Source organism: Streptomyces globisporus C-1027, from assembly GCF_000261345.2.
GTDB lineage: Bacteria > Actinomycetota > Actinomycetes > Streptomycetales > Streptomycetaceae > Streptomyces > Streptomyces pakalii.
Window position 1 is genome coordinate 947,990 of the sequence record NZ_CP013738.1, and the last position, 23,566, is coordinate 971,555.

21 protein-coding genes are annotated in these 23,566 nt (G+C 72.2%); 15 read left to right on the top strand and 6 right to left on the bottom strand.

From position 1 onward, the window contains the following. Positions 1–93 precede the first annotated feature (93 nt). The gene (locus WQO_RS03995; protein ID WP_010062367.1) at positions 94–1,665 is read right to left on the bottom strand and encodes a fused MFS/spermidine synthase; all 1,572 of its coding nucleotides are present in this window, start codon (positions 1,663–1,665) and stop codon (positions 94–96) included. A gap of 181 nt (positions 1,666–1,846) precedes the next feature. On the opposite strand from WQO_RS03995, the gene WQO_RS04000 reads away from it, so the two are divergent. Both WQO_RS04000 and WQO_RS04005 read left to right on the top strand, forming a co-directional pair. Continuing rightward, the gene (locus tag WQO_RS04000; RefSeq protein ID WP_010062366.1) at positions 1,847–2,893 is read left to right on the top strand and encodes an aminoglycoside phosphotransferase family protein; all 1,047 of its coding nucleotides are present in this window, start codon (positions 1,847–1,849) and stop codon (positions 2,891–2,893) included. Between the two features lie 126 nt (positions 2,894–3,019). After that, positions 3,020–4,381, top strand: a complete 1,362-nt coding sequence (locus WQO_RS04005; RefSeq protein ID WP_010062365.1) for an NAD(P)/FAD-dependent oxidoreductase — start codon at positions 3,020–3,022, stop codon at positions 4,379–4,381. A 47-nt stretch (positions 4,382–4,428) separates the two neighbouring features. Here WQO_RS04005 and WQO_RS04010 read toward each other — a convergent pair whose 3' ends face one another. Then, complete coding sequence (locus tag WQO_RS04010) at positions 4,429–5,964, bottom strand: ATP-dependent DNA ligase (protein ID WP_010062364.1); 1,536 nt, start codon at positions 5,962–5,964, stop codon at positions 4,429–4,431. Positions 5,965–6,047: 83 nt separating this feature from the next. Beyond that, positions 6,048–6,839 (bottom strand): metal-dependent hydrolase, encoded by a 792-nt coding sequence (locus WQO_RS04015; RefSeq protein WP_058953869.1) that lies wholly within the window; start codon positions 6,837–6,839, stop codon positions 6,048–6,050. A gap of 78 nt (positions 6,840–6,917) precedes the next feature. Between WQO_RS04015 and WQO_RS04020 the strand changes: the two genes are divergently transcribed. Continuing rightward, complete coding sequence (locus WQO_RS04020; protein WP_193407161.1) at positions 6,918–9,491, top strand: DEAD/DEAH box helicase; 2,574 nt, start codon at positions 6,918–6,920, stop codon at positions 9,489–9,491. Positions 9,492–9,525: 34 nt separating this feature from the next. Beyond that, positions 9,526–10,401 (top strand): acyl-CoA thioesterase, encoded by an 876-nt coding sequence (locus WQO_RS04025; RefSeq protein WP_010062360.1) that lies wholly within the window; start codon positions 9,526–9,528, stop codon positions 10,399–10,401. 9 nt (positions 10,402–10,410) lie between these two features. On the opposite strand, the gene WQO_RS04030 is transcribed toward WQO_RS04025, so the two are convergent. Further along, entirely contained in the window at positions 10,411–10,665 is a 255-nt protein-coding gene (locus WQO_RS04030) for a DUF6011 domain-containing protein (protein WP_010062359.1), read from the bottom strand. Positions 10,666–10,831: 166 nt separating this feature from the next. Here WQO_RS04030 and WQO_RS04035 point away from each other — a divergent pair, with 166 nt between their 5' ends. From WQO_RS04035 to WQO_RS04055, 5 genes are all read left to right on the top strand, one after another. Beyond that, positions 10,832–11,791 (top strand): DUF389 domain-containing protein, encoded by a 960-nt coding sequence (locus WQO_RS04035; RefSeq protein ID WP_010062358.1) that lies wholly within the window; start codon positions 10,832–10,834, stop codon positions 11,789–11,791. 23 nt (positions 11,792–11,814) lie between these two features. Then, complete coding sequence (locus WQO_RS04040; RefSeq protein ID WP_010062357.1) at positions 11,815–13,260, top strand: DUF2252 domain-containing protein; 1,446 nt, start codon at positions 11,815–11,817, stop codon at positions 13,258–13,260. A gap of 187 nt (positions 13,261–13,447) precedes the next feature. Next, positions 13,448–14,791 carry a chloride channel protein gene (locus WQO_RS04045; protein WP_010062356.1) on the top strand — a complete coding sequence of 448 codons (1,344 nt, stop codon included), beginning with the start codon at positions 13,448–13,450 and terminating at the stop codon, positions 14,789–14,791. Between the two features lie 200 nt (positions 14,792–14,991). Continuing rightward, on the top strand, positions 14,992–15,516 hold the full coding sequence (locus tag WQO_RS04050; protein ID WP_010062355.1) for a GNAT family N-acetyltransferase: 525 nt from the start codon (positions 14,992–14,994) through the stop codon (positions 15,514–15,516). A 50-nt stretch (positions 15,517–15,566) separates the two neighbouring features. Beyond that, a complete protein-coding gene (locus WQO_RS04055; RefSeq protein ID WP_010062353.1) occupies positions 15,567–16,055 on the top strand; it encodes a glutathione peroxidase in 489 nt (162 codons plus the stop codon). 55 nt (positions 16,056–16,110) lie between these two features. Here the strand turns inward: WQO_RS04055 and WQO_RS04060 are convergent, their stop codons facing one another. After that, the gene (locus tag WQO_RS04060) at positions 16,111–17,337 is read right to left on the bottom strand and encodes an acyl-CoA dehydrogenase family protein (protein WP_010062351.1); all 1,227 of its coding nucleotides are present in this window, start codon (positions 17,335–17,337) and stop codon (positions 16,111–16,113) included. 186 nt (positions 17,338–17,523) lie between these two features. On the opposite strand from WQO_RS04060, the gene WQO_RS04065 reads away from it, so the two are divergent. After that, entirely contained in the window at positions 17,524–18,198 is a 675-nt protein-coding gene (locus WQO_RS04065) for a TetR/AcrR family transcriptional regulator (RefSeq protein ID WP_010062350.1), read from the top strand. 30 nt (positions 18,199–18,228) lie between these two features. Here the strand turns inward: WQO_RS04065 and def are convergent, their stop codons facing one another. After that, positions 18,229–18,774, bottom strand: a complete 546-nt coding sequence (gene def / locus WQO_RS04070; protein ID WP_010062349.1) for a peptide deformylase — start codon at positions 18,772–18,774, stop codon at positions 18,229–18,231. Positions 18,775–18,888: 114 nt separating this feature from the next. Between def and WQO_RS04075 the strand changes: the two genes are divergently transcribed. The 5 genes from WQO_RS04075 (at position 18,889) to WQO_RS36340 (ending at position 23,412) form a co-directional block, all read left to right on the top strand. Next, positions 18,889–20,127, top strand: a complete 1,239-nt coding sequence (locus tag WQO_RS04075; RefSeq protein ID WP_010062348.1) for a MurT ligase domain-containing protein — start codon at positions 18,889–18,891, stop codon at positions 20,125–20,127. 34 nt (positions 20,128–20,161) lie between these two features. Then, complete coding sequence (locus tag WQO_RS04080; protein ID WP_058953870.1) at positions 20,162–20,887, top strand: type 1 glutamine amidotransferase; 726 nt, start codon at positions 20,162–20,164, stop codon at positions 20,885–20,887. 212 nt (positions 20,888–21,099) lie between these two features. After that, positions 21,100–22,125, top strand: a complete 1,026-nt coding sequence (locus WQO_RS04085) for a 6-phosphofructokinase (RefSeq protein WP_010062345.1) — start codon at positions 21,100–21,102, stop codon at positions 22,123–22,125. Between the two features lie 111 nt (positions 22,126–22,236). Further along, positions 22,237–23,187: a cytochrome c oxidase assembly protein gene (locus WQO_RS04090; protein ID WP_010062344.1), complete on the top strand. Its 951-nt coding sequence runs from the start codon at positions 22,237–22,239 to the stop codon at positions 23,185–23,187. 66 nt (positions 23,188–23,253) lie between these two features. Continuing rightward, positions 23,254–23,412 (top strand): hypothetical protein, encoded by a 159-nt coding sequence (locus WQO_RS36340; protein WP_006122878.1) that lies wholly within the window; start codon positions 23,254–23,256, stop codon positions 23,410–23,412. Positions 23,413–23,566 lie beyond the last annotated feature (154 nt).

Sequence of the window (23,566 nt, forward strand, 5' to 3'; positions counted from 1 at the left end):
CGCCCGAACAGCCTGGGGTCACCGGGCCGTTCGGCGTCACCGAGGAGTCCGGATATCACAGGCGGTTCGGGCGTCACCGAGCCGCCCTGGGCGTCACCGGGCCGTTCGGACGGGGTGGGGCTGGAGGAGCTGGTCGACGGGCGCGTGGTCGTCGGTGAGCACCCGGGCGTTCCCCGTCCAGGTGGTGAGGGTGTCGCCGGTGGCGATCCTCCAGCCGACGTCCCGGGCGTCCATGGCTTCCTGGAGGGCGGGGGCGTCGAGCGGCCGGGCGGAGGCGACGACCACCATGTTGCCGCCGATGCTCGATGCCGTGGGGTCCAGGCCGATGTCCGCGGGCTTCCCGAGCAGCGCGACATGCGGGAAGGTCGCGGCGAGGGTGGCGACCTCGGCGCGGGCGAAGGCGAGCCGGCCGTGGTCGATGAGGTTGGTGACGTACAGACCGTCCGCGTCGAGCGCCCGGCGTACGTCCTTGAGCGCCTGGGACGTCGTGAGGTGCCAGGGCGCGCTGACGCCTCCGAAGGCGTCGCCGACGACCAGGTCGTGGCTGCCCTCCTCCAGCCGCCGCAGACCGAGCCGCCCGTCCTCCACCCGTACGTCGATGCCGGTCGCGGCGGGAGTGCCGAGGCCGAGCCGGTCGCGGTCGATGCGGACGACCCCGGGGTCGATCTCGGAGACGAGGCTGCGGGTCCCGGGGCGAGCGGCCGCGAGGTAGCGGGGGAAGGTGAGGCCGCCGCCCCCGATGTGGTGGGCGGTGAGCGGCTCGCCCTCGGGGAAGGCGGTGTCGACCACGGAGGCGAAGGCGCGTACGTAGGCGAACTTCAGGTACGCCGGGTCCGCCACGTCGACGTAGGAGTGGCGCAGACCGTCCAGGACGAGCGTGCGGCCGCTCTCCCGCTCGGGGTCCGCGACGACCCGGGCGCAGTGGTAGCGGGTCTCCGCGTCGCAGCCGCCGGGGGCGAACCCGGTGGCGAGGGTGCCCGCGACGACCGTGGCGAGGGCCACGGCCGTGGCGCGCCGCCACCGCCGGGCCTGCCAGCCGACCAGGGCGGCCCCGAGGACCAGCAGCGTACCGAGGCCGATCAGGATGGAGCTGACGGGCAGCCGGGAGACCAGGACGAATCCGGTGAGCACGGTGCCGACGATGGCTCCGAAGGTTCCGACGCCCGACAGCCGTCCGACGACCGTCCCGGTCTCGGCGAGGCTGGTGAGCCGCAGCTTCGTCACGAACGGGGTCACCGCGGAGAGCAGCGCCCCCGGCACCAGGAGGGTCGCCGACGCGACCAGCAGGAGCAGCGCGGGCGACCACTCCGCGGTGGTGCGCAGCAGGAGCGGGGTGAGCGCGACGACCACGCCCGACACCCCGAGCGCGGGGGCGATGAGCCGGTGCGGATCGACCTGGTCCGCGATGCGCCCGCCCAGCCAGGAGCCCAGGGCGATGGCGGTCAGCGCGATGCCGATCACCATCGTGCTGGTCTCCAGGGTGAGACCGAGGTACGGGGCCAGCAGCCGCAGGGCGACGATCTCGACCACGAGGACGGCGGCCGAGGACCCGAAGACGAGGACCGCCGCGGCCCGGGAGCTCAGCCCCTGGCCGCGGGGCGGGGCGTCGTCCACGGAAGACACGGGAGAGCCGTCGGCCACGGGCGAGGAGGGCGAGGTGGTCACCGCAGCATCCTCGCACGGGGCGGGCGGCCGAACTCCCGCCGTTCCAGAGGCCGGAGGGGGAGGACAACCGATCCGGGCAGGACGGGAACGGAAGTTCCCGGAAATTGCGGTGCGTCCGCGCCGGGGCCGGTGGTCCCATGATCAGGTGCGCAGAGACGAGAAGCCCGGGCCCGAAGCGGCCATGACCGCCGTGACCACGCCTGCCGTGGCCGGAGCCGACGCGACCACGACCACGACCGTTGACCGGGGACGTTTCCCGGACGCCGTGACGCCCTGGGAGGACCCGGTCTGGCGCGCGGAAGCGCTCGCCTGGGTGGCGGAGGGCCTCGCCGCTCAGGGGCTGGTGGAGTCGGGCCCCCGGGCGGTGCGGCTGCGCCCCTGGTCGGTGCTGGTGCGGCTGACCGTCGCCGGGTCCGCGCCCGTCTGGTTCAAGGCCGTTCCGCCCGCCGCGGCCTTCGAGGCGGGGCTCACGGAGGCGCTGGCACGCTGGGTCCCGGCCCAGGTGCTGGCCCCGCTCGCCGTCGAGGCGGCACGGGGCTGGACGCTGACTCCGGACGGCGGTCCGGTGCTGTCGGAGGTCCTCGACGGACGGCCCGGCGACCCTGATCCCGGGTACTGGGAGGAGCCGCTGCGGCAGTACGCCGCGATGCAGCGGGAGCTGACCCCGTACGCGGAGGCGATCGAGGCGCTGGGGGTTCCGGCGGCCCGGCCGCGCGACCTGCCCGCGCTGTTCGACCGGCTGGTCGCGGGGAGCGCCGCGCTGACCCGGGAGGACCGGGCGGCGCTGGAGGCACTGCGGCCCCGGGTGGCCGACTGGTGCGAGGAGCTGGCGTCGTCGGGGGTGGCGGACTCGTTGGACCACGCCGATCTGCACGAGAAGCAGTTGTTCGCACCCGTGGCCGGGCGGTACGCGTTCTTCGACTGGGGCGACGCCCTGGTCGGGCATCCGTTCTGCAGTCTGCTGGTGCCCGCGCGGGCGGCCCGTGAGCGCTGTGGCCCCGAGGTGCTGCCCCGGCTGCGGGACGCCTATCTGGAGCCGTGGACCGGCGGGGGTGTCACGACGGCCGGGCTGCGCCGTGCGGTGCGCCTGGCGTGGCGGCTGGCGGCGCTGGGCCGGGCCGCATCGTGGGGGCGGATGTTCACCGTACCGCCGGGTGGTCCGGGCGTGTCCGGGGATGCCGAGGGCGCCTACTGGCTGCGGGAGCTGTCGGCCGCCCCGCCCCTCTGACCGGGCCCCGTTTCACCCCTGCCAGGAGGCGGATGCCGGAGCATCCGGTGAGGATGAGGGGTGAATCACCCGGTAAACGGGGCAGGCGAGCGCAGAACCACGCAAGCCCGAGAAGGGACGCAGACCGTGGCACCACCCAGGATTCTCGTCGTCGGCGCCGGCTTCGCAGGCGTCGAGTGCGTACGCCGTCTGGAGCGCAGGCTCGCTCCGGGCGAGGCCCAGATCACGCTCGTCACACCGTTCTCCTACCAGCTCTATCTGCCGCTGCTCCCCCAGGTGGCCTCCGGGGTGCTCACGCCGCAGTCCGTTGCGGTGTCGCTGCGCCGCAGCCGCCGCCACCGGACCAGGATCGTGCCGGGCGGCGCGATCGGCGTGGACACGCAGGCGAAGGTCTGCGTGATCCGCAAGATCACGGACGACATCGTCAACGAGCCGTACGACTACCTCGTGCTGGCGGCGGGCAGCGTCACCCGGACGTTCGACATCCCCGGGCTGCTGGACAACGCCCGGGGGATGAAGACGCTGGCCGAGGCCGCGTACGTCCGCGACCACGTCATCGCCCAGCTGGACCTGGCGGACGCCAGTCACGACGAGGCCGAGCGGGCCTCCCGGCTCCAGTTCGTGGTGGTCGGCGGCGGGTACGCGGGCACGGAGACGGCCGCCTGCCTCCAGCGTCTGACGACCAACGCGGTGAAGCACTATCCGCGGCTGGACCCGCGCCTGATCAAGTGGCATCTGATCGACATCGCGCCCAAGCTGATGCCGGAGCTCGGCGACAAGCTCGGCCTGGCCGCGCTGGAGGTGCTCCGCAAGCGGAACATCGAGGTGTCGCTCGGGGTGTCGATCGCCAAGGCGGGGCCGGAGGAGGTCACGTTCACCGACGGCCGGGTGCTGCCCTGCCGGACGCTGATCTGGACCGCCGGGGTGGCCGCGAGTCCGCTGGTCGCCACGCTCGGCGCGGAGACGGTACGCGGTCGGCTCGCCGTGACCCCGCAGATGCAACTGCCGGGCGCGGACGGGGTGTTCTCGCTCGGCGACGCGGCCGCGGTGCCCGACCTGGCGAAGGGCGACGGGGCGGTCTGCCCGCCCACCGCACAGCACGCGATGCGCCAGGGCCGGGTGCTGGCGGACAATCTGATCGCCTCGGTGCGCCACGAGCCGCTCAAGGACTACGTGCACAAGGACCTGGGGCTCGTCGTGGACCTCGGCGGCAAGGACGCCGTGTCCAAGCCTCTGGGCATCGAGCTGCACGGGCTGCCCGCACAGGCGGTGGCCCGGGGCTACCACTGGTCGGCGCTGCGGACGAACGTGGCGAAGACCCGGGTCATGACGAACTGGATGCTGAACGCGGTCGCCGGTGACGACTTCGTACGGACCGGGTTCCAGTCCCGAAAGCCGGCGACGCTGCGGGACTTCGAGTACACGGACGTGTATCTGACGCCCGAGCAGATCAAGGAGCACACGGCGGCGACGGTCATCAAGCACTGAGCCGCCGAGCCCTGTACGAGCGCGCCCCTTCAGGACAGGGGGCGCGCTCACCGCTGCCGGGACAGCACCGTCTCCACGGTGTCCGCCTCCTGGGCGGTCTTGTCGTCGCGGTAGCGCAGGACGCGGGCGAAGCGGAGGGTGACCCCGGCGGGGTAGCGGGTGGAGCGCTGGAGTCCGTCGTAGGCGATCTCCACGACGAGTTCCGGGCGTACGGTGACGACGTGGCCGTCGTCGTCGGTGGCCAGCTCGCCCAGCCTCTCGGTCTGCCACTCCAGCACGGCGTCCGTGAGCCCCTTGAAGGTCTTCCCGAGCATCGCGAACGTACCGTCGGAGCGCCGTGCGCCCAGGTGCAGGTTGGAGAGCTTGCCGGTGCGCCGGCCGCTGCCCCACTCGACGGCCAGCACCACGAGGTCCAGGGTGTGCACGGGCTTCACCTTCAGCCAGGACGCGCCCCGGCGGCCCGCGCTGTAGGCGGCGGCGAGGTCCTTGACGACGACGCCCTCATGGCCGCGCTCCAGGGTGTCGGCGAGGAACGCGTCGGCCGCCGCGCGGGCCTGCGGGTCCTCCGCGTCGGGGACGAGGGTGCGGCGGACCCGGAGGTGCTCGGGGAGCAGCCGGGCCAGGGCCGCGTGGCGGTCGGTGAAGGGCAGGTCGAGCAGGTCCTCGTCGTCGACGAGGAGCGCGTCGAAGAAGACCGGGACGACGGGCACGTGCGCCGCCGCCTCCGCCACGTCGCGCCGTGAGCCCACCCGGGAGGCGGTCTCCTGGAACGGCCGGGGTCTGCCGTCCTCCCCGAGGGCGATCACCTCGCCGTCCAGGATGAAGCGGCCGGCCGGGAGGGCGGCGACGGCGGCGGTCAGCTCGGGCAGCCGATCGGTGATGTCGTCGAGGGTCCGGGTGTAGACGCGGATCCGGTCGCCGTCGCGGTGGACCTGCACCCGGATGCCGTCGAGCTTCTCCTCGACCGCGCACGCGCCCAGTTTGCCGAGGGCCTCGCCGACCGAGGCGGCGGTGTGCGCCAGCATCGGCTGGACGGGCCGCCCGACCGTGAGCCGGAAGGCAGCGAGCGCCTCGGGCCCGTCCGCGAGGAGGACCCCGGCGACCTCCTGGAGCGATCCGGCGAGCATCACGGCCCGCCGGACGTCGGCGGGCGGGGCGTCGGCGGCATGCGCCAGGGCGTCGGCGGCGACGGCGTCCAGGGCACCCTGGCGCACCTCGCCGGTGAGCAGGGCCCGCAGGAAGCGCTGTTCGTCCTCGGTGGCGGCGGCGAAGAGGGCGCGCAGGTGCTCCTTGCGCCGGGCCTGGGAGCCGGGTCCCGAGACGGCGGCGAGGGCGGTCAGCCCGGCGTCGACGCCGGTGACGGTGAGAGTGGGTTCCGCCGCGGGCTCCACGGGGTCGCCGAGGGACCGCCATCCCACCCCGATCCGGCCCTGGGGCAGCCGTCCGGCGAGGTACGGGATGACGACGGGGACGTCCTCGGGTCCGGCGTCCCGGAAGAGGCCGGCGAGGAGCGCCACCTTCTTGGACCGGGCGGAGGTGGCGGCGACCTCCAGGGACACCTGGGCGAGCTCGGCGAGCAGCATGCGCCCATGGTGCTACGGGGCGGAGCGCGCCGCCCGCCGGAAGGGCGCCGGGCGCGCCGCCCGCCCGCCGCGCGCCGGGTACGTCATATGAAGTTGAGGGCGGCCGCCCCGCCCACTCCCCCGAGGATCATGAAGGCGGGCATCAGCAGCTTGATCTCCACCCAGCTGCCGGCCCGGAAGCGCATGAACTTCGGCGGGCCGAGGGGGTACCACCGCTTGCCGCCGATCGGAAGGGGCCACAGGATCGGGCAGCCGGAGATGGTCAGGGCGTCGCCGATGTCGTGCACGAGGGCGCCGAGCACGATGGGCAGACCGAGCCACATGTACTCCTGGCCGGGGGCGTCGAACAGCCAGCCGGCCCCGTTGCCCGGCTGGTCGAGGACGCCCGCGAGGATCCAGGCGCTGGTCGCGCCGAGCATCCACACCAGGACGTCGCTGGAGACCCGGGCCGCTCGCCAGAGCAGACCCTCCACGGCGAGCACCAGATGGACGAAGAGGATCGCGAGGACCGCCCAGCGTCCTCCGGTGACGGCGGCGAAGGAGCAGCCGGCCCCCATCAGCACCGCGAAGAACCAGGTGTGGGTGAGGGTGCGGTGGCCGCCGCTGCGGCGGGGGTCCGCGGTGCTCTTGGTGGCCTTGTAGACGGCGTAGGAGAGCTTGTCGGTGATCTCGCAGAGAGCCTTGGAGATCGGGCCGAAGGCGCGCGAGATGGTCGCGGCCTTGTGGTCGAGGTCGGGGGCGAGCGCGGCTCCCGCGGAGATCAGGGCCCCGACGAGCAGGACCGGCCAGGGCATGGTGTAGCCCGTGGCAGCGGCCGCCGCGCCGACCCCGAGCCAGGCCGCCGCTCCTGAGAGCGAATGTGCCGGTCCCATCATGATCTTTTCCCGCCCCCAGTGGTTCGTGCGCCCATCACCGCTATGGAGCGGGCAGGTTGAGACCGCAGCGTATCGCCCATGATCTTGGTCGCGTCGGCCGGTTCCCTCATCCGGCCGGAAGACAGGCAAGATGGGGGCGTGACCCTCATCGACCAGCTTCCCCAGACCGCCGACCCGGACGCCCTCTTCGAGGCCTTTTCCTCGTGGACCGAGAGCCAGGGCATCACGATGTACCCGGCTCAGGAGGAGGCGCTGATCGAGGTGGTCTCCGGGGCGAACGTGATCCTGTCCACCCCGACCGGCTCGGGCAAGAGCCTGGTGGCGGCGGGCGCGCACTTCACGGCGCTGGCGCAGGACAAGGTCACCTTCTACACGGCTCCGATCAAGGCGCTGGTGTCGGAGAAGTTCTTCGACCTGTGCAAGCTCTTCGGCACCGAGAACGTCGGCATGCTGACCGGTGACGCCTCGGTCAACGCGGACGCCCCGGTGATCTGCTGTACCGCCGAGGTGCTGGCATCCATCGCGCTGCGCGACGGCAAGTACGCCGACATCGGCCAGGTCGTGATGGACGAGTTCCACTTCTACGCCGAGCCGGACCGGGGCTGGGCCTGGCAGATCCCGCTGCTGGAGCTGCCGCAGGCGCAGTTCGTGCTGATGTCGGCGACGCTCGGCGACGTCGCGATGTTCGAGAAGGACCTGACCCGCCGTACCGGCCGCCCGACCTCCGTGGTGCGCTCGGCGACCCGCCCGGTGCCGCTGAGCTACGAGTACCGCTTCACCCCGATCACCGAGACGCTCACCGAGCTGCTGGACACCCGGCAGTCGCCGGTCTACATCGTGCACTTCACTCAGGCGGCGGCCGTCGAGCGGGCGCAGTCGCTGATGAGCATCAACATGTGCACGAAGGAGGAGAAGGAGAAGATCGCCGATCTGATCGGCAGCTTCCGCTTCACCACCAAGTTCGGCCAGAACCTCTCCCGTTACGTGCGCCACGGGATCGGGGTGCACCACGCGGGGATGCTGCCGAAGTACCGCCGGCTGGTGGAGAAGCTGGCCCAGGCGGGGCTGCTGAAGGTGATCTGCGGGACGGACACGCTCGGCGTCGGCGTCAACGTCCCCATTCGTACGGTGCTGTTCACGGCGCTCACCAAGTACGACGGGAACCGGGTGCGGACCCTGCGGGCGCGGGAGTTCCACCAGATCGCCGGGCGGGCCGGGCGGGCCGGGTTCGACACGGCCGGGTTCGTCGTGGCGCAGGCCCCCGAGCATGTCATCGAGAACGAGAAGGCGCTGAAGAAGGCGGGCGACGACCCGAAGAAGAAGCGCAAGGTGGTCCGCAAGAAGGCCCCCGAGGGCTTCGTCGCCTGGTCGGAGTCGACGTTCGACAAGCTGATCCAGTCCGAGCCGGAGCCGCTGAACTCCCGTTTCCGGGTGACCCACACGATGCTGCTCGCGGTCATCGCGCGCCCGGGCAACGCGTTCGAGGCGATGCGGCATCTGCTGGAGGACAACCACGAGCCGCGCCGGGCGCAACTGCGGCACATCCGGCGGGCCATCGCCATCTACCGCTCGCTGCTGGACGGCGGGGTGGTGGAGCAGCTGGACACCCCGGACGCCGAGGGCCGGATCGTGCGGCTGACGGTCGACCTCCAGCAGGACTTCGCGCTGAACCAGCCGCTGTCCACGTTCGCGCTGGCCGCGTTCGACCTGCTGGACGCCGAATCGCCGTCGTACGCGCTGGACATGGTCTCGGTCGTCGAGTCGACCCTGGACGATCCCCGGCAGATCCTGGCCGCCCAGCAGAACAAGGCGCGCGGCGAGGCCGTGGGGCAGATGAAGGCGGACGGGGTCGAGTACGAGGAGCGGATGGAGCGGCTCCAGGAGGTCACGTATCCGAAGCCGCTGAGCGAGCTGCTGTGGCACGCGTACGACGTGTACCGCACGAGCCACCCGTGGGTGAACGACCACCCGGTGTCGCCGAAGTCGGTGATCCGGGATATGTACGAGCGGGCCATGACCTTCACGGAGTTCACCTCGCACTACGAGCTGGCCCGCACCGAGGGCATCGTGCTGCGGTATCTGGCGAGCGCGTACAAGGCGCTGGAGCACACGATCCCGGACGACGTGAAGTCGGAGGACCTCCAGGACCTGATCTCCTGGCTGGGCGAGATGGTGCGTCAGGTGGACTCCAGTCTGCTGGACGAGTGGGAGCAGCTGGCCAACCCCGAGGTGGAGACCGCGGAGCAGGCGCAGGAGAAGGCGGACGAGGTCAAGCCGGTCACCGCGAACGCGCGCGCCTTCCGGGTGCTGGTGCGCAACGCGATGTTCCGCCGGGTGGAGCTGGCCGCGCTGGACCGCGTACGGGACCTGGGCGAGCTGGACGGTGACTCCGGGTGGGACGAGGACGCGTGGGGCGAGGCCCTGGACACGTACTGGGACGCGCACGAGGAGATCGGGACCGGTCCGGACGCGCGGGGCCCGAAGCTGCTGAAGATCGAGGAGGACCCGGCGCACGGGCTGTGGCGGGTCTGGCAGGCGTTCGCCGATCCGGCGGGCGATCATGACTGGGGCATCAAGGCCGAGGTGGATCTCGCGGCGTCCGACGAGGAGGGCCGGGCGGTCGTCCGGGTCACCGAGGTCGGCCAGCTGTGAACCGGACTCCGACGCGCAACGGGAGAGGTACGGCATGACGAACCCGGCCGAGCATCTGGTCGATCTTCTCGACCTGGAGCCGATCGAGGTCAACATCTTCCGGGGCCGCAGCCCGGAGGAGTCCCTGCAGCGGGTCTTCGGCGGGCAGGTCGCGGGCCAGGCGCTGGTGGCGGCGGGCCGGACGACCGACGGGGAGCGGCCGGTGCACTCGCTGCACGCCTACTTCCTGCGGCCGGGGCGTCCCGGGGTGCCGATCGTCTACCAGGTGGAGCGGGTGCGGGACGGCCGGTCCTTCACCACCCGCCGCGTCACGGCGGTCCAGGAGGGCCGGACGATCTTCAACCTGACGGCGTCCTTCCACCGCCCCGAGGAGGCGGGCTTCGAGCACCAGCTGCCGCCGGCCCGGATCGTCCCGGACCCGGAGGAGCTGCCGACGGTCGCCGAGGAGGTGCGTGAGCATCTGGGCGCGCTGCCGGAGGCGCTGGAGCGGATGGCCCGTCGCCAGCCCTTCGACATCCGTTACGTCGACCGGCTGCGCTGGACGAAGGACGAGATCCAGGACGCCGATCCGCGCAGCGCGGTGTGGATGCGGGCGGTGGGCCCGCTGGGCGACGACCCGCTGGTGCACACCTGCGCGCTGACGTACGCGAGCGACATGACGCTGCTGGACGCGGTCCGTATCCCGGTGGAGCCGCTGTGGGGTCCGCGTGGCTTCGACATGGCCTCCCTGGACCACGCCATGTGGTTCCACCGGCCGTTCCGGGCGGACGAGTGGTTCCTGTACGACCAGGAGTCGCCGATCGCGACGGGCGGCCGGGGCCTGGCGCGGGGCCGGATCTACGACCGTTCGGGGCAACTGCTGGTGTCGGTGGTGCAGGAGGGTCTTTTCCGGCGGCTGGCGAGCGACTAGAGCAGCCTTTTACGTGCCCGGCAGCGGGTCCTGGTCGACCTCGTGGCGGCGGGTGCGGATGTCCGGCGGCGCCGGGTGCAGCTTGGCGTCGCAGGACGGGCCGAGGCCGGCCCGCCGCGAGTCGGTCCCGGTCAGGGGGCGGCCGCAGAGCCGGCAGCGGACGAGGCGGCGGCCCTCCGGCGTTCCGTCGTCGGTGGCCGACTCCTCGCGGACCGCTTCGTCGGCCCCGGGCAGGGGTTCGGGAAAGGCATCGGGTGTGTCCACCCCTCGATGATCCCAGCCCGGGCGGGCCGCCGCCCGCGGCCCCGGCCTTCCGGCCGGGGCGCCCGGTTTGCCGAACGGTGCCGGGGCCGCGTTACTGGAGTGAGCCCCGGGCCGCCTGCCGGGCACAGCTCCGTGCGACGGGGCCGGGAGCCGCGGAGGTGCCGGGATGGACATGATCCACATCCGCGCGGTGAGCCCGCCGGACCTGACCGACGAGGTCGTCGGCCTGCTCGCGGCCGACCCGTGCGTCCTCAACCTGATCGTCCAGCGCGACGCCGCGCGACGCCCCGACGGCGACGCCATCGCCTGCGACGTACTGACGGGGGCGGCCAACGACGTACTGCACCGGCTGCGTGCCGTCCACCTCGACCGGCGGGGCTCCCTCGTCATCGAACCCGTCGACATGGCCTTCTCCGGTGCGGCCACCGAGGGCGGGCAGCGCGAGCTGGGGCCGCTGAGCCGGGCGCCGGTCTGGGAACAGGTCGAGGCACGCATCAGGTCCGGGGGCCGGTACCCGCCGAGCTTCTACCTCTACCTGGTCATCGCCGGTCTGATCGGGTCGGTCGGCATCGTCACCAACTCGCAGATCCTGATCGTCGGGGCGATGGTTGTCGGTCCGGAGTACGGGGCGATCGTCAGCGTGGCGCTGGGGATCGACCGGCGCCACCGGTCCATGGTGCGCAGCGGGCTGGCCGCGCTGGGTGCCGGCTTCCTCCTCACCATCGTGGTCACCTTCCTCTTCGCCCTCCTCATCCGGGGTTTCGGGCTGGAGTCGACGGCGTTCGACCGGGGGCTGCGGCCCGTCTCCAACCTCATCAACACGCCGAACTTCTTCTCCGTCGCCGTCGCCACCCTGGCCGGGATCGTCGGGATCGTGTCGCTCACCGAGGCCAGGACCAGCGCCCTGCTCGGGGTGTTCATCTCCGTGACGACGATCCCGGCCGCCGCGGACATCGCCGTCTCCTCGGCCTTCACCAGCTGGTCCGATGTGCGGGGCTCGGCCATCCAGCTCGCCGTGAACATCCTCGTGCTGATCGTGGTGGGCACGGCCACGCTCAAGGCCCAGCGCACGATCTGGCAGCGGATCCGCCTGCGCCGCGACCGCCGACTCGCCGAGAGCACCTGAGGAACACCGGAAGGAGCCACCTCATGGACCGGGAAGCCGAGGCGCGACTGCGCGCCGCACCGAACGCGACGCCGGCCGAACGCGCGGCGCTGGGCAGGGCCGCCCGCCGGAAGGCTCCGCGGTCGAGTCATGCGGAGTTCTCCCCGTCGCCGCACCGGCCCGATCCGCTGAGCGTGCTCGAAGCGCAGTCGGCGGAGCGCGTTCCGGAACTGGTCCCGATCCGCTATGCCCGGATGACCGAGTCCCCGTTCCGCTTCTACCGGGGCGCGGCCGCGCTGATGGCCGCCGACCTGGCCGGCACCCCGGTCTCGGGGATCCGGGCGCAGCTGTGCGGGGACGCCCATCTGCTGAACTTCCGGCTGCTGGCCTCCCCCGAGCGGAACCTGCTCTTCGACATCAACGACTTCGACGAGACGCTGCCGGGACCCTGGGAGTGGGACGTCAAGCGGCTCGCGGCCAGCCTCGTCATCGCGGGGCGGGCGAACGGCTTCACGCACCGGGAGCGGGCCGGGATCGTGCGGGCCTCGGTCCGCTCGTACCGGGAGGCGATGGCCCGGTACGCGGGCATGCGCAATCTGGACGTCTGGTACGCGCGGACGGATGCCGAGCGGCTGCGCACGGTGGCCGCGGAGCAGTTGGGCGGGCGGGGGCGCAGGAATGTCGACCGGGCGTTGGGGAAGGCCCGGTCCCGGGACAGTCTGCAGGCCTTCGGGAAGCTGGCCGAGGTGGTCGACGGGCGGCTGCGGATCGCGGCGGACCCGCCGATGGTCGTCCCGCTGACCGATCTGACGCCGGGGGTGGACCGGGATGCGGTGTTCCGGCAGTTCGGCTCCATGCTGGCGGGGTACGCGTGCAGCCTGCCGCCCGACCGGCGCAGCCTCCTGGAGGACTTCACCCTGGTGGACGTGGCCCGGAAAGTTGTCGGCGTGGGCAGTGTCGGCACCCGGTGCTGGATCGTCCTGCTGCTCGGCCGGGACGGCGGGGATCCCCTCCTGCTCCAGGCCAAGGAGGCCGGTCCCTCGGTGCTCGCCGAGTTCGCCGGGGCGAGCCGGTACGCGAACCAGGGGGAACGGGTGGTCGCCGGGCAGCGGCTGATGCAGGCGGCCGGTGACATCTTCCTCGGCTGGGAGCGGGCCGACGGCCTCGACGGCCGGAGCCGGGACTTCTATGTGCGCCAGTTGCGCGACTGGAAGGGCATCGCCGAACCGGAGGCGATGGCGCCGAAGGGGATGCGGGTGTTCGGCGAGGTGTGCGGGGCCACGCTGGCCCGCGCCCATGCCCGGTCCGGGGACCGGATCGCCATCGCCGGCTATCTGGGCTCCAAGGACGTCTTCGACCGGGCGATCGCCACGTTCGCGGAGTCGTACGCGGACCGCAACGAGCTGGACCACCGGGCACTGGTGGACGCGGTGGCCGCGGGGCGGCTGCCCGCGGCCGGCGCGGACGGTCTTCCGGGGCCGGGCGGCTGACCTTCCGCACCGGAGGGTGTGTTCCCGGCGGCGGAGTGCGGCCCGGTCCGCCGCCGCGTGGTATCCCGGCGTGAAGCCGTGGGGGATGCCCTCTTCCGATGTCCGACGGCCGGGTGGGGTGTGCCCCTGCCCGACGGCCGGGGGGACGCCCCTTTCCCGACCGTCGTCACGCCGAGGAGCCGCGCCCATGCCGACCACGCCTCCGGCCACCCCCGTCACCGCACCGAAGGACCCGTACGCGGCGGTCCGTACGCGGAAGTACGCGGGGCTGCTGCTGATGGCGGCCGTCCTCGGGGTGCCGGTCTCCGCGATCGCCTTCGGCTTCCTGGCGCTGGTCTCGGAGCTCCAGTCGCTGACGTACACGGAACTGCCGAAGGCGCTGGGGTTCGATGCGACCCCGTCGTGGTGGCCCGTTCCGCTGCTCGGCGTCGCCGGGCTCCTGGTCGGGCTCGTCGTGCGCCGGCTGCCGGGCGGGGGCGGGCACCGGCCGGCGGAGGGGCTGGTCTCCACCGGCGCGCCTCCTGCGGCGGATCTGCCCGGGATCGTGCTCGCGGCGCTCGTCTCGCTGGGCGTGGGCGCGGTGCTGGGGCCGGAGGCGCCCCTGATCGCGCTGGGCGGCGGGCTGGCCGTCTGGGCGGCGGACCGCGTGAAACGGGACCTGGCACCGGATGCGCGGTCCCTGGTCGGGGCGTCGGGCAGCTTCGCCGCGGTGAGCGCCCTGCTGGGGTCGCCGCTGCTGGGCGCGTTCCTGCTGATGGAGGTGGCGGGTCTGGCCGGGCCGATGCTGGGCGTGGTCCTGGTGCCCGGGCTGCTCTCGGCGGGCATCGGCGCGCTGATCTTCACCGGTCTGGGGTCCTGGACGGGGCTGGGGACGTACTCCCTGACGCTGGGCGAGGTGCCGCCGGCGGCCACCCCGGATGCCGCCGGGTTCGGGTGGGCGCTGGTCCTGGGGGTCGCGGCGGCCTTCGCGGGCGCGGGCATCCGCCGGCTCTCGCTGGCCCTCCAGGAACGCGTGGAGCGGCGGACGGTGGTGGCCACGGCGGTCATGGGCCTCGTCGTCGGCGCACTGGCGCTGGTGTACGCCGAGACGTCGGGCAAGGAGGGTTCCGAGGTGCTGTACTCGGGCGAGCACGAGCTGGGCCACCTCCTCTCCACGAGCGCGGAGTACTCGGTCGGCGCGCTCGTCCTGCTCATCGTCTGCAAGTCGCTCGCCTACTGCGCCTCGTTGAGCTGCTTCCGGGGCGGCCCGGTCTTCCCCGCGATGTTCGTGGGCGCGGTGGGCGGTGTCGCGCTGTCCCATCTGCCGGGGCTGCCTCTCACGGCGGGGTTCGCGATGGGCGTCGGGGCGATGTGCGTGGCGATGCTGCGGCTGCCGATGACCTCGGTGCTCCTGGCGACGCTTCTGCTGGGCAGGGAGGGGCTCACCGTGATGCCTCTGGTGATCGTGGCGGTGGTGGTGGCGTACGTGGTCACCCTCCGGCTGACGCCCGCATCGGCGGACCGGGGCGGGGTACGGCCGGAGGCCGGGTGAGATCTCCCGTACCGGTGTCATCCGTACCGGTGGCGAGCAGCGCATCCGGGTAGGGGGTGGACGGCACCGGTGGAGGTGACGGTCGCCGGGGTGGCGCACACCGTGCACCCTGGAGGCAGCCTCCGCCCCGGGGCGCGCGGCCCGCTCCCGGCTGCGCCGCCGCGCCCCTTCGACCGTTCCGCCGTGAAAGGACCCCGCGCATGACCGAGATCGTCCATGTGTCCGCCCCCGAGCTGGTCACGTACGCCGACGACCTGGCCGGCCTGCTGGTCGAGACCGTCGATGAGGGGTCCTCGGTGGGCTTCCTGGCCCCGCTGGACCGGGAGGCGGCCGCGATCTGGTGGCGGGAGCGGGCCGCCGCGGTGGAGGCCGGGAGCATCGGCATCTGGATCGCCCGCGAGGGCGGCCGGGTCTCCGGGACGATCGCCCTGGTCCGCGCCCCGCTGCCGAACGCCCGCCACCGCGCGGAGGTCGCCAAGCTGATGGTGCGCCCCTCCGCGCGCGGCCAGGGGCTGGGCAGGGCGCTGCTCGCGGCGGTGGAGGCGTACGCGGCGAGCGAGGGCATCACGCTGCTGATCCTGGACACCGAGACCGGCAGCCTGGCCGAGCAGGTCTACTGCGGGGCGGGGTGGACAGAGGTCGGGAGCGTGCCGGGATACGCGGCCGATCCGGCGGGCAGCCTGAAGCCGACGACCTTCTACTACAAGGAGCTCGCCGCTCCGTGAGCGGCGGGCGGCACAATGAGCGGTACCACGCAAGGAACAGGGAGAGCTTCATGACGCTGCACGACATTCCGCTGCGCACCCTCACGGGCGAGCCGACCACGCTGGGCGCGTACAGCGGCCGGACCGTCCTGGTGGTGAACGTGGCCTCCAAGTGCGGGCTCACCCCGCAGTACGAGGGCCTGGAGCGGCTGCAGCAGAACTACGGGGACCGGGGTCTGACCGTGCTCGGCGTCCCGTGCAACCAGTTCGCCGGGCAGGAGCCGGGCAGCGCGGAGGAGATCCAGACGTTCTGCTCGACGACGTACGGGGTCAGCTTCCCGCTGCTGGAGAAGGTCGACGTCAACGGCGGTGACCGGCACCCGCTGTACGCGGAGCTGACGCGGCTGGCGGACGCGGACGGGGAGGCCGGGGACGTCCAGTGGAACTTCGAGAAGTTCGTGATCTCGCCGGCCGGTGAGCCGGTGGCCCGGATCCGGCCGCGCTCCGAGCCGGAGTCCACGGAGGTCGTGGCGGCGATCGAGGCGCACCTGCCCGCCTGAACAGGGGAAGGGGCCGTCCGGAGCAGGTCTCCGGGCGGCCCCTTCCGGCTGTCCGCTAGCGGATCGGCATGCCCGAGAGGGTGCGGGCGATGACCAGGCGCTGGATCTCGCTGGTGCCCTCGAAGATGGTGTAGATGGCCGCGTCGCGGTGCATGCGCTCGACGGGGTACTCGCGGGTGAAGCCGTTGCCGCCGAGGATCTGGATCGCCTGCGCGGTGACGTCCCGGGCGGTCTCGCTGGCGTACAGCTTCGACATGGAGCCCTCGGCCGAGGTGAACGGCTTGCCGGTGGTGGCCATCCAGGAGGCGCGCCAGACCAGCAGCCGGGCCGCGTCGATGCGGGTGCGCATGTCGGCGAGCTGGAAGGCGATGCCCTGGTTGTCGATGATCGGGCGGCCGAACTGGCTGCGGGTCTTCGCGTAGTCGAGGGCGACCTCGTAGGCGGCGCGGGCGGTGCCGACGGCCATGGCGCCGACGGCCGGGCGGGAGGCCTCGAAGGTGGCCATCGCCGCGTTCTTGACCCGCTCGCCGCCCGCCTTGGCGCGCTCCCGGGCGCGGGCGAGGCGCTCGTCGAGCTTCTCCTTGCCGCCGAGCAGGCAGTGGCCGGGGACGCGGACGTCCTCCAGGACCACCTCGGCGGTGTGGGAGGCGCGGATGCCGTGCTTCTTGAACTTCTGGCCCTGGGAGAGGCCGGGGGTGTCCGGCGGCACGATGAAGGAGGCGTGGCCCTTGGAGCCGATGTCGGGGTCGACGACGGCGACGACGACGTGGACGTTGGCTATGCCGCCGTTGGTCGCCCAGGTCTTGGTGCCGTTGAGGACCCACTCGTCCTTGGCCTCGTCGTAGACGGCCCGGGTGCGCATCGAGGCGACGTCGGAGCCGGCGTCGGGCTCGGAGGAGCAGAAGGCGGCGACCTTCACGTCGTCGGCGTCGCCGTACATCTGCGGGATCCAGGTGCCGATCTGCTCCTCGGTGCCGTTGGCGAGGACGCCGACGGCCGCCAGGCCGGTACCGACGATCGACAGGCCGATGCCCGCGTCGCCCCAGAAGAGCTCCTCCATAGCCATGGGGATGCCCAGACCCGTAGGGTCGAAGAACTGCTGGGCGTAGAAGTCCAGGGAGTAGATGCCGACCTTGGCCGCTTCCTGGATGACGGGCCAGGGCGTTTCCTCACGCTCGTCCCACTCGGCGGCGGCGGGGCGGATGACATCCGCCGCGAAGCCGTGGAGCCACTCCCTGACCTGCTTCTGGTCGTCGTTGAGCTCAAGCGTGAACTCGGCCATGTTTCCCCTCCAGGCACTGCGGTGAAAAACCATGCGTTACTCGCGGTAACCACAGTCTGTTACCGGCAAGTAGGTACTGTCAACCGTCATGGAGCCGATCCGGCGCCCGCCCCGTGGAGTGTTACGTTGCGCGGGCGTGCAGGAGCGGTGCGACGGCATCGCGTGGCCAGGGGTGGGAGAGACGACATGGAGACCGCACGAAGCTCCGAGCGACAGCGGACCGCGGCCGAGCGCCGCCGCCGCGAGTTGCTGGAAGCGGCGGACCGGGTGGTGCTCAGAGACGGACCGAAGGCCTCGATGAACGCCATCGCCGCCGAGGCCGGGATCACCAAGCCGATCCTCTACCGCCACTTCGGGGACAAGGGCGGCCTCTACCGCGCGCTGGCCAAGCGCCACACCGACGCCCTGCTCAGCGCGTTGCGCGCCGCGCTGGACGCGCCCGCGGAGCGGCGCGCCCGGGTGGAGGCCACGCTCGACACCTATCTCGCCGCGATCGAGGCCCGCCCGCAGGTCTACCGCTTCCTGATGCACCCCGCCGACGGGGCCGACGGCACCGCCGACGCCTCCCCCTCCGCCGAGCAGGGCTTCGACGTCGGCCGGCACTCCGCACCGCTGCTGCGCCGCCTCGGCGAGGAGCTGGGCCAGGTGATCGTCGAGCGGGTCGACCTGGGGCCGGACAGCGAGCAGATGGCCCGCATCTGGGGCCACGGGATCGTCGGCATGATGCACGCGGCGGGCGACTGGTGGCTCGCCGACCGGCCCTGCTCCCGCGAGCGGCTGGTCAGCAGCCTCGCCGATCTGCTGTGGGGGCGGCTGGCGGAGGCGGGCGACCGCGACGTCAAGGGCGGCCCGGGGTTCTGAGGTCCTGAGACACCGGCGCCCCGGGTGGGCTCAGCCCTGCCGCGCCCAGGGAGCCTTGCGCGCGGCGCGCAGTACCCGGGAGCGCCGCAGCCCGGTCAGCCGGTCGGGGTAGACGGTGCCCTCCAGGTGGTCGCACTCGTGCTGGAGGCACCGGGCGAACCATCCCGTCCCGGCGATCCGGACCGGCTCGCCGGTCATCGTGAGCCCCTCGACGACCGCGTGGTCGAAGCGTTCCGTGCCCGCTTCCAGACCCGGAAGTGACAGACAGCCCTCCGGTCCGCGTACGGTGAGTCCGTCCGCCTCGACCAGTTCGGGATTGACCACGTGTCCCAGATGGCGGACATCGTCGTCGTCCGGGCAGTCGTAGACGAACACCTTGAGCGGGACGCCGATCTGGTTGGCGGCGAGCCCGACACCCTGTGCGGCGTACATCGTGGCGAACATGTCCTCGACCAGCTTCGCGAGCGACGGGCCGAAGTCCGTGACGTCCTCGCAGGGCCGGTGGAGCACCGGGTCGCCGAGCAGACTCATCTCACGGACGAGTCCGGAACTGCCGGGGATCGGGCGGTTTCGCATGGCGGCAAGCGTACGTTCCGCCGGGGCCGGTCAGTTCCCGTGGTGCCGCGGTGCGGTCGATGCGGCGGACATCGATAGGCTGGGCGCGGACCGATGCAAGGAGGATCTAGGACGATGGCAGGCAACACGGAGCCGTTGTCGCCGCGGGCCAAACTGGCCGTGACGGCGGGCAAGGCCGCGGCGGCGGTGTCACGCGCCGCGGGGCGGGGCAGCGGATCGGTGATCGGCGGCCGGGTGGCGCTCAAACTCGACCCCGACCTGCTGGGGCGGCTGGCGCAGCACCTGGACGTGATCCTCGTGTCGGCGACGAACGGCAAGACGACCACCACCCGGCTGATCGCCGAGGCGCTGCGGGCCGCCGGGCCCGTCGTGTCGAACGCGCTCGGCGCGAACATGCCCGCGGGCATCACCTCGGCGCTGGCCGGCGGCTCGGACGCGAAGTTCGGCGTGATCGAGGTCGACGAGAAGTATCTGGCGGGGGTGGCCCGGGACACCACGCCCAAGGCCATCGCGCTGCTCAACCTCTCCCGCGACCAGCTGGACCGCGCGGCGGAGACCCGGATGATGGCCGAGCACTGGCGCGAGGGCCTGTCCGGCTCGAAGGCCGTGATCATCGCCAACGCGGACGACCCGCTGGTCGTCTGGGCGGCCTCCTCCTCGCCCAACGTGGTGTGGGTGGCGGCCGGTCAGGCGTGGAAGGACGACGCGTGGTCCTGCCCGTCCTGCGGCGGTGTGATGCAGCGTCCGGGCGACGACTGGTTCTGTGGGCAGTGCGGCTTCCGCCGCCCCGCCCCGAGCTGGGCGCTGAACGGCGACTACGTCCTGGACCCGCACGGTTCGGCGTGGCCGATCCACCTCCAGCTGCCGGGCCGCGCGAACAAGGCGAACGCCACCAGTTCGGCCGCCGTGGCCGCCGTCTTCGGTGTGCCGCCGCAGGTCGCGCTGGAGCGGATGTACCAGGTGCAGGCGGTCGCCGGACGGTACGACGTCGTCACCTTCCAGAACCGTGAGCTGCGGCTCCTGCTGGCGAAGAACCCGGCCGGCTGGCTGGAGACGTTCTCGCTGATCGACCCGCCTCCGACGCCGGTGATCCTCTCGGTGAACGCCCGCGGCGCGGACGGCACGGACACCTCCTGGCTGTGGGACGTGGACTACACCCAGCTGGCCGGGCACCCGATCTTCGTGCTCGGCGACCGGAAGCTGGACCTCGCGGTCCGCCTCGAAGTGGCCGGTCTCGACTTCCGGGTCTGCGAGAACCTCGACGAGGCCGTGCAGTACGCCCCGCCCGGCCGCATCGAGGTCATCGCCAACTACACCGCCTTCCAGGATCTGCGCCGTCGTGTCGGCAACTGACCCCGGCCCCGGCCATCTCCGGAGAGGACGAAGTATGAACAACGGTCTGCGTCTGGTCTGGGTCTACCCCGACCTGCTCAGCACCTACGGCGACCAGGGCAACGCCCTGGTCGTGGAGCGGCGGGCCCGGCAGCGCGGTCTGGACGTGCAGCGCGTCGACGTGCGCAGCGACCAGCCGGTGCCGACGTCCGGCGACATCTATCTGATCGGCGGCGGTGAGGACCGGCCGCAGCGCCTGGCGTCGGAGCGGCTGCGCCGCGACGGCGGGCTGGCCCGGGCCGCGTCCAACGGCGCGATCATCTTCTCGGTCTGCGCGGGCTACCAGATCCTCGGCCACGAGTTCGTCAACGATCTCGGCGAGCGCGAGCAGGGTCTCGGTCTGCTCGACGTGGTCTCCACCCGCGGCGAGGGCGCGCGGTGCGTCGGCGACGTCCTGGCGGACATCGACCCGCAGCTCGGGCTGCCGCCCCTGACCGGGTTCGAGAACCACCAGGGCGTCACCCATCTCGGCCCGACGGCGCGGCCGTTCGCCCGGGTCCAGTTCGGCCGGGGCAACGGCACCGGGGACGGCACGGAGGGCGCGTACAACGACACGGTCTTCGGGACGTACATGCACGGTCCGGTGATGGCCCGCAACCCGCAGATCGCCGATCTGCTGCTGAAGCTGGCCCTCGACGTGAACGCGCTGCCGCCCACCGACGACCGCTGGTACGAGGCACTGCGCGCCGAGCGGATCGCCTCGGCGACCCAGCCCGCCTGAGGCACATTCCGCTCGCATGAGCAAAGCCCTCCTGAGAGGGCTGACGCTCGGTTGAGCGACGGCCCGCCTGAGGGGTTTTCCGCTCGGTTGAGCGAAGTCCAGCAGGCGGACGGCCGGTTCGGCCCCGCCACTCTGCGCCGGTAGGGTGGCGGGGATCCAACCGGACGGCGTGGTCCGGTCGTCGACTTACACGTTGCAAAGGTTCCCGGGCCATGCGCATTGGCGTACTCACCTCCGGCGGCGACTGCCCCGGCCTCAACGCCGTCATCCGTTCCGTCGTGCACCGCGCGGTGGTGGACCACGGCGACGAGGTCATCGGCTTCCACGACGGCTGGAAGGGCCTGCTGGAGGCGGACTACCGCAAGCTCGACCTCGACGCGGTGGGCGGCATCCTGGCCCGCGGCGGCACGATCCTCGGATCCTCCCGCGTCCAGCCCGCGCATCTGCGCGACGGGGTCGAGCGCGCCCGCGGTCATGTCGCGGACCTCGGCCTGGACGCCATCATCCCGATCGGCGGCGAGGGCACGCTGAAGGCGGCCAACCTCCTCTCCGGGGCCGGGCTGCCCATCGTCGGGGTCCCGAAGACCATCGACAACGACATCGCCTCCACCGACGTCACCTTCGGCTTCGACACCGCCGTCGGTGTCGCGACCGAGGCGCTGGACCGGCTGAAGACCACCGCCGAGTCCCACCAGCGGGTGCTGATCGTCGAGGTCATGGGCCGTCACACCGGCTGGATCGCCCTGCACTCGGGCATGGCCGCCGGCGCCCACGCGATCGTGGTGCCCGAGCGCCCCTTCGACATCGACGAGCTGACCGCACTGGTCGGCAAGCGGTTCTCGGCGGGCAAGAAGTTCGCCATCGTGGTCGTCGCCGAGGGCGCCAAGCCGCGTGAGGGCTCCATGCAGTTCGAGCAGGGCGTCAAGGACATCTACGGCCACGAGCGGTTCGCCGGGGTGGCCACGCAGCTCTCCGGCGAGCTGGAGCAGCGGCTCGGCAAGGAGGCCCGCCCGGTCATCCTCGGCCATGTCCAGCGCGGCGGCACGCCGACCGCGTACGACCGCGTCCTCGCGACCCGCTTCGGCTGGCACGCGGTGGAGGCGGCGCACCGGAGCGAGTTCGGGATGCTGACCGCACTGCGCGGCACCGACATCGTGATGGTCCCGCTGGCGGAGGCGGTCGAGACGCTGAAGACGGTCCCGGCCGAGCGGTACGCCGAGGCGGAGTGCGTGCTGTAGGAACACGTCGTCCCAGAACTGCCCCCGGCCGCAAGAGCGGCCGGGGGCAGTTCTACTCTGGACCGGACAACCGGCACGAAACGGGGACGTGTCCCCATCGGGAGTGAACAGATGGATCACAGCGGGCACGGCATGAACATGGATCTGCCGCCGTTCACGCTGGGACGGGGGCTGGAGCTCTCCGTCGAACCGTTCTTCCTGACCGGCTGCATCCTCGCGCTCGCCCTGTACGGGTACGGCGTGGTGCGGCTGCGTCGGCGCGGGGACGGCTGGCCGGTGAGCCGGATCGTGTTCTTCACGGTGGGCGTGCTGAGCATCGCGCTGGTGATGTGCACCAAGCTCAACGACTACGGCATGGTCATGTTCAGCGTGCACATGGTGCAGCACATGGTGATCAGCATGCTGTCGCCGATCCTGCTGCTGCTGGGCGCCCCGGTGACGCTCGCGCTGCGCGCGCTGCCCCCGGCCGGCCGGGGGCGGACCGGGCCGCGCGAGCTGCTGCTGAAGCTGCTGCACAGCCGCTACATGAAGATCATCACGCATCCGGTGTTCACGATCCCGCTGTTCATCGCGAGCCTCTACGCGCTCTACTTCACGCCGATCTTCGACTTCCTGATGGGCTCCAAGCCGGGCCACATCGGGATGATGGTGCACTTCCTCGCGGTCGGCCTGGTCTTCTTCTGGCCGATCATGGGCGTGGATCCGGGTCCGCACCGCCCCGGCTATGTGATGCGGATGCTGGAGCTGTTCGCCGGGATGCCGTTCCACGCGTTCTTCGGGATCGCGCTGATGATGGCGTCGACGCCGATGGTGAAGACGTACGAGAATCCGCCCGCCTCGCTGGGCATCGACGCCCTGAGCGACCAGAACTGGGCGGGCGGCATCGCATGGGCGTTCAGCGAGATCCCCTCGGTGCTGGTGCTGATCGCGCTGGTCTACCAGTGGTACAACTCCGAACAACGTGCCGCCCGGCGCTCGGACCGGGCCGCCGACCGCGACGGCGACAAGGAGCTGGCGGCGTACAACGCCTATCTCGCCTCTTTGCAGGCGCGCGGACAGTAGCGCGGATGGCGCATACGGGGTGACCATGGGGACAACGGCCGCGCGGCCGACGAGGAGCGTGCGCGCATGTCCGGATCGACGAAGACCATGGGATACATGACCGTCGGGGCGCTGGTCGCGGTGACCGCGTACACGGTGGCACTGGGAAGCAGTGGCTGGCTCTGGTTCGGCTGGGTGGTGCTGGGACTGTGCACCATCGGCATGCTGGCCACGCAGGACACGTGAGCCGTCACGGCGGGTGACCACGCCTGACGGACCCGGAGCCGGGTACGCGTCGGGACAGCGCTTACCGTCCCTGGTGGTGCCGGGACCCTGCGGGTAGGGTCCCGGCACCACCATGACCTGGTAGTACGCAGTCCTGAGTCGGCCCGGCAGAGCG

What these genes read in the sequence shown, in the direction of transcription:
- WQO_RS04055 (WP_010062353.1), top strand. Translation starts at nt 15,567, where the DNA reads ATGACGCTGCACGACATTCCGCTGCGCACCCTCACGGGCGAGCCGACC.
- WQO_RS04090 (WP_010062344.1), top strand. Translation starts at nt 22,237, where the DNA reads ATGGATCACAGCGGGCACGGCATGAACATGGATCTGCCGCCGTTCACG.
- WQO_RS04080 (WP_058953870.1), top strand. Translation starts at nt 20,162, where the DNA reads ATGAACAACGGTCTGCGTCTGGTCTGGGTCTACCCCGACCTGCTCAGC.
- WQO_RS04015 (WP_058953869.1), bottom strand. Translation starts at nt 6,839, where the DNA reads ATGATGGGACCGGCACATTCGCTCTCAGGAGCGGCGGCCTGGCTCGGG.
- WQO_RS36340 (WP_006122878.1), top strand. Translation starts at nt 23,254, where the DNA reads ATGTCCGGATCGACGAAGACCATGGGATACATGACCGTCGGGGCGCTG.
- WQO_RS04065 (WP_010062350.1), top strand. Translation starts at nt 17,524, where the DNA reads ATGGAGACCGCACGAAGCTCCGAGCGACAGCGGACCGCGGCCGAGCGC.
- WQO_RS04050 (WP_010062355.1), top strand. Translation starts at nt 14,992, where the DNA reads ATGACCGAGATCGTCCATGTGTCCGCCCCCGAGCTGGTCACGTACGCC.
- WQO_RS04045 (WP_010062356.1), top strand. Translation starts at nt 13,448, where the DNA reads ATGCCGACCACGCCTCCGGCCACCCCCGTCACCGCACCGAAGGACCCG.
- def (WP_010062349.1), bottom strand. Translation starts at nt 18,774, where the DNA reads ATGCGAAACCGCCCGATCCCCGGCAGTTCCGGACTCGTCCGTGAGATG.
- WQO_RS04035 (WP_010062358.1), top strand. Translation starts at nt 10,832, where the DNA reads ATGGACATGATCCACATCCGCGCGGTGAGCCCGCCGGACCTGACCGAC.
- WQO_RS04000 (WP_010062366.1), top strand. Translation starts at nt 1,847, where the DNA reads ATGACCGCCGTGACCACGCCTGCCGTGGCCGGAGCCGACGCGACCACG.
- WQO_RS04085 (WP_010062345.1), top strand. Translation starts at nt 21,100, where the DNA reads ATGCGCATTGGCGTACTCACCTCCGGCGGCGACTGCCCCGGCCTCAAC.
- WQO_RS04025 (WP_010062360.1), top strand. Translation starts at nt 9,526, where the DNA reads ATGACGAACCCGGCCGAGCATCTGGTCGATCTTCTCGACCTGGAGCCG.
- WQO_RS04020 (WP_193407161.1), top strand. Translation starts at nt 6,918, where the DNA reads ATGATCTTGGTCGCGTCGGCCGGTTCCCTCATCCGGCCGGAAGACAGG.
- WQO_RS04060 (WP_010062351.1), bottom strand. Translation starts at nt 17,337, where the DNA reads ATGGCCGAGTTCACGCTTGAGCTCAACGACGACCAGAAGCAGGTCAGG.
- WQO_RS04010 (WP_010062364.1), bottom strand. Translation starts at nt 5,964, where the DNA reads ATGCTGCTCGCCGAGCTCGCCCAGGTGTCCCTGGAGGTCGCCGCCACC.
- WQO_RS04075 (WP_010062348.1), top strand. Translation starts at nt 18,889, where the DNA reads ATGGCAGGCAACACGGAGCCGTTGTCGCCGCGGGCCAAACTGGCCGTG.
- WQO_RS04040 (WP_010062357.1), top strand. Translation starts at nt 11,815, where the DNA reads ATGGACCGGGAAGCCGAGGCGCGACTGCGCGCCGCACCGAACGCGACG.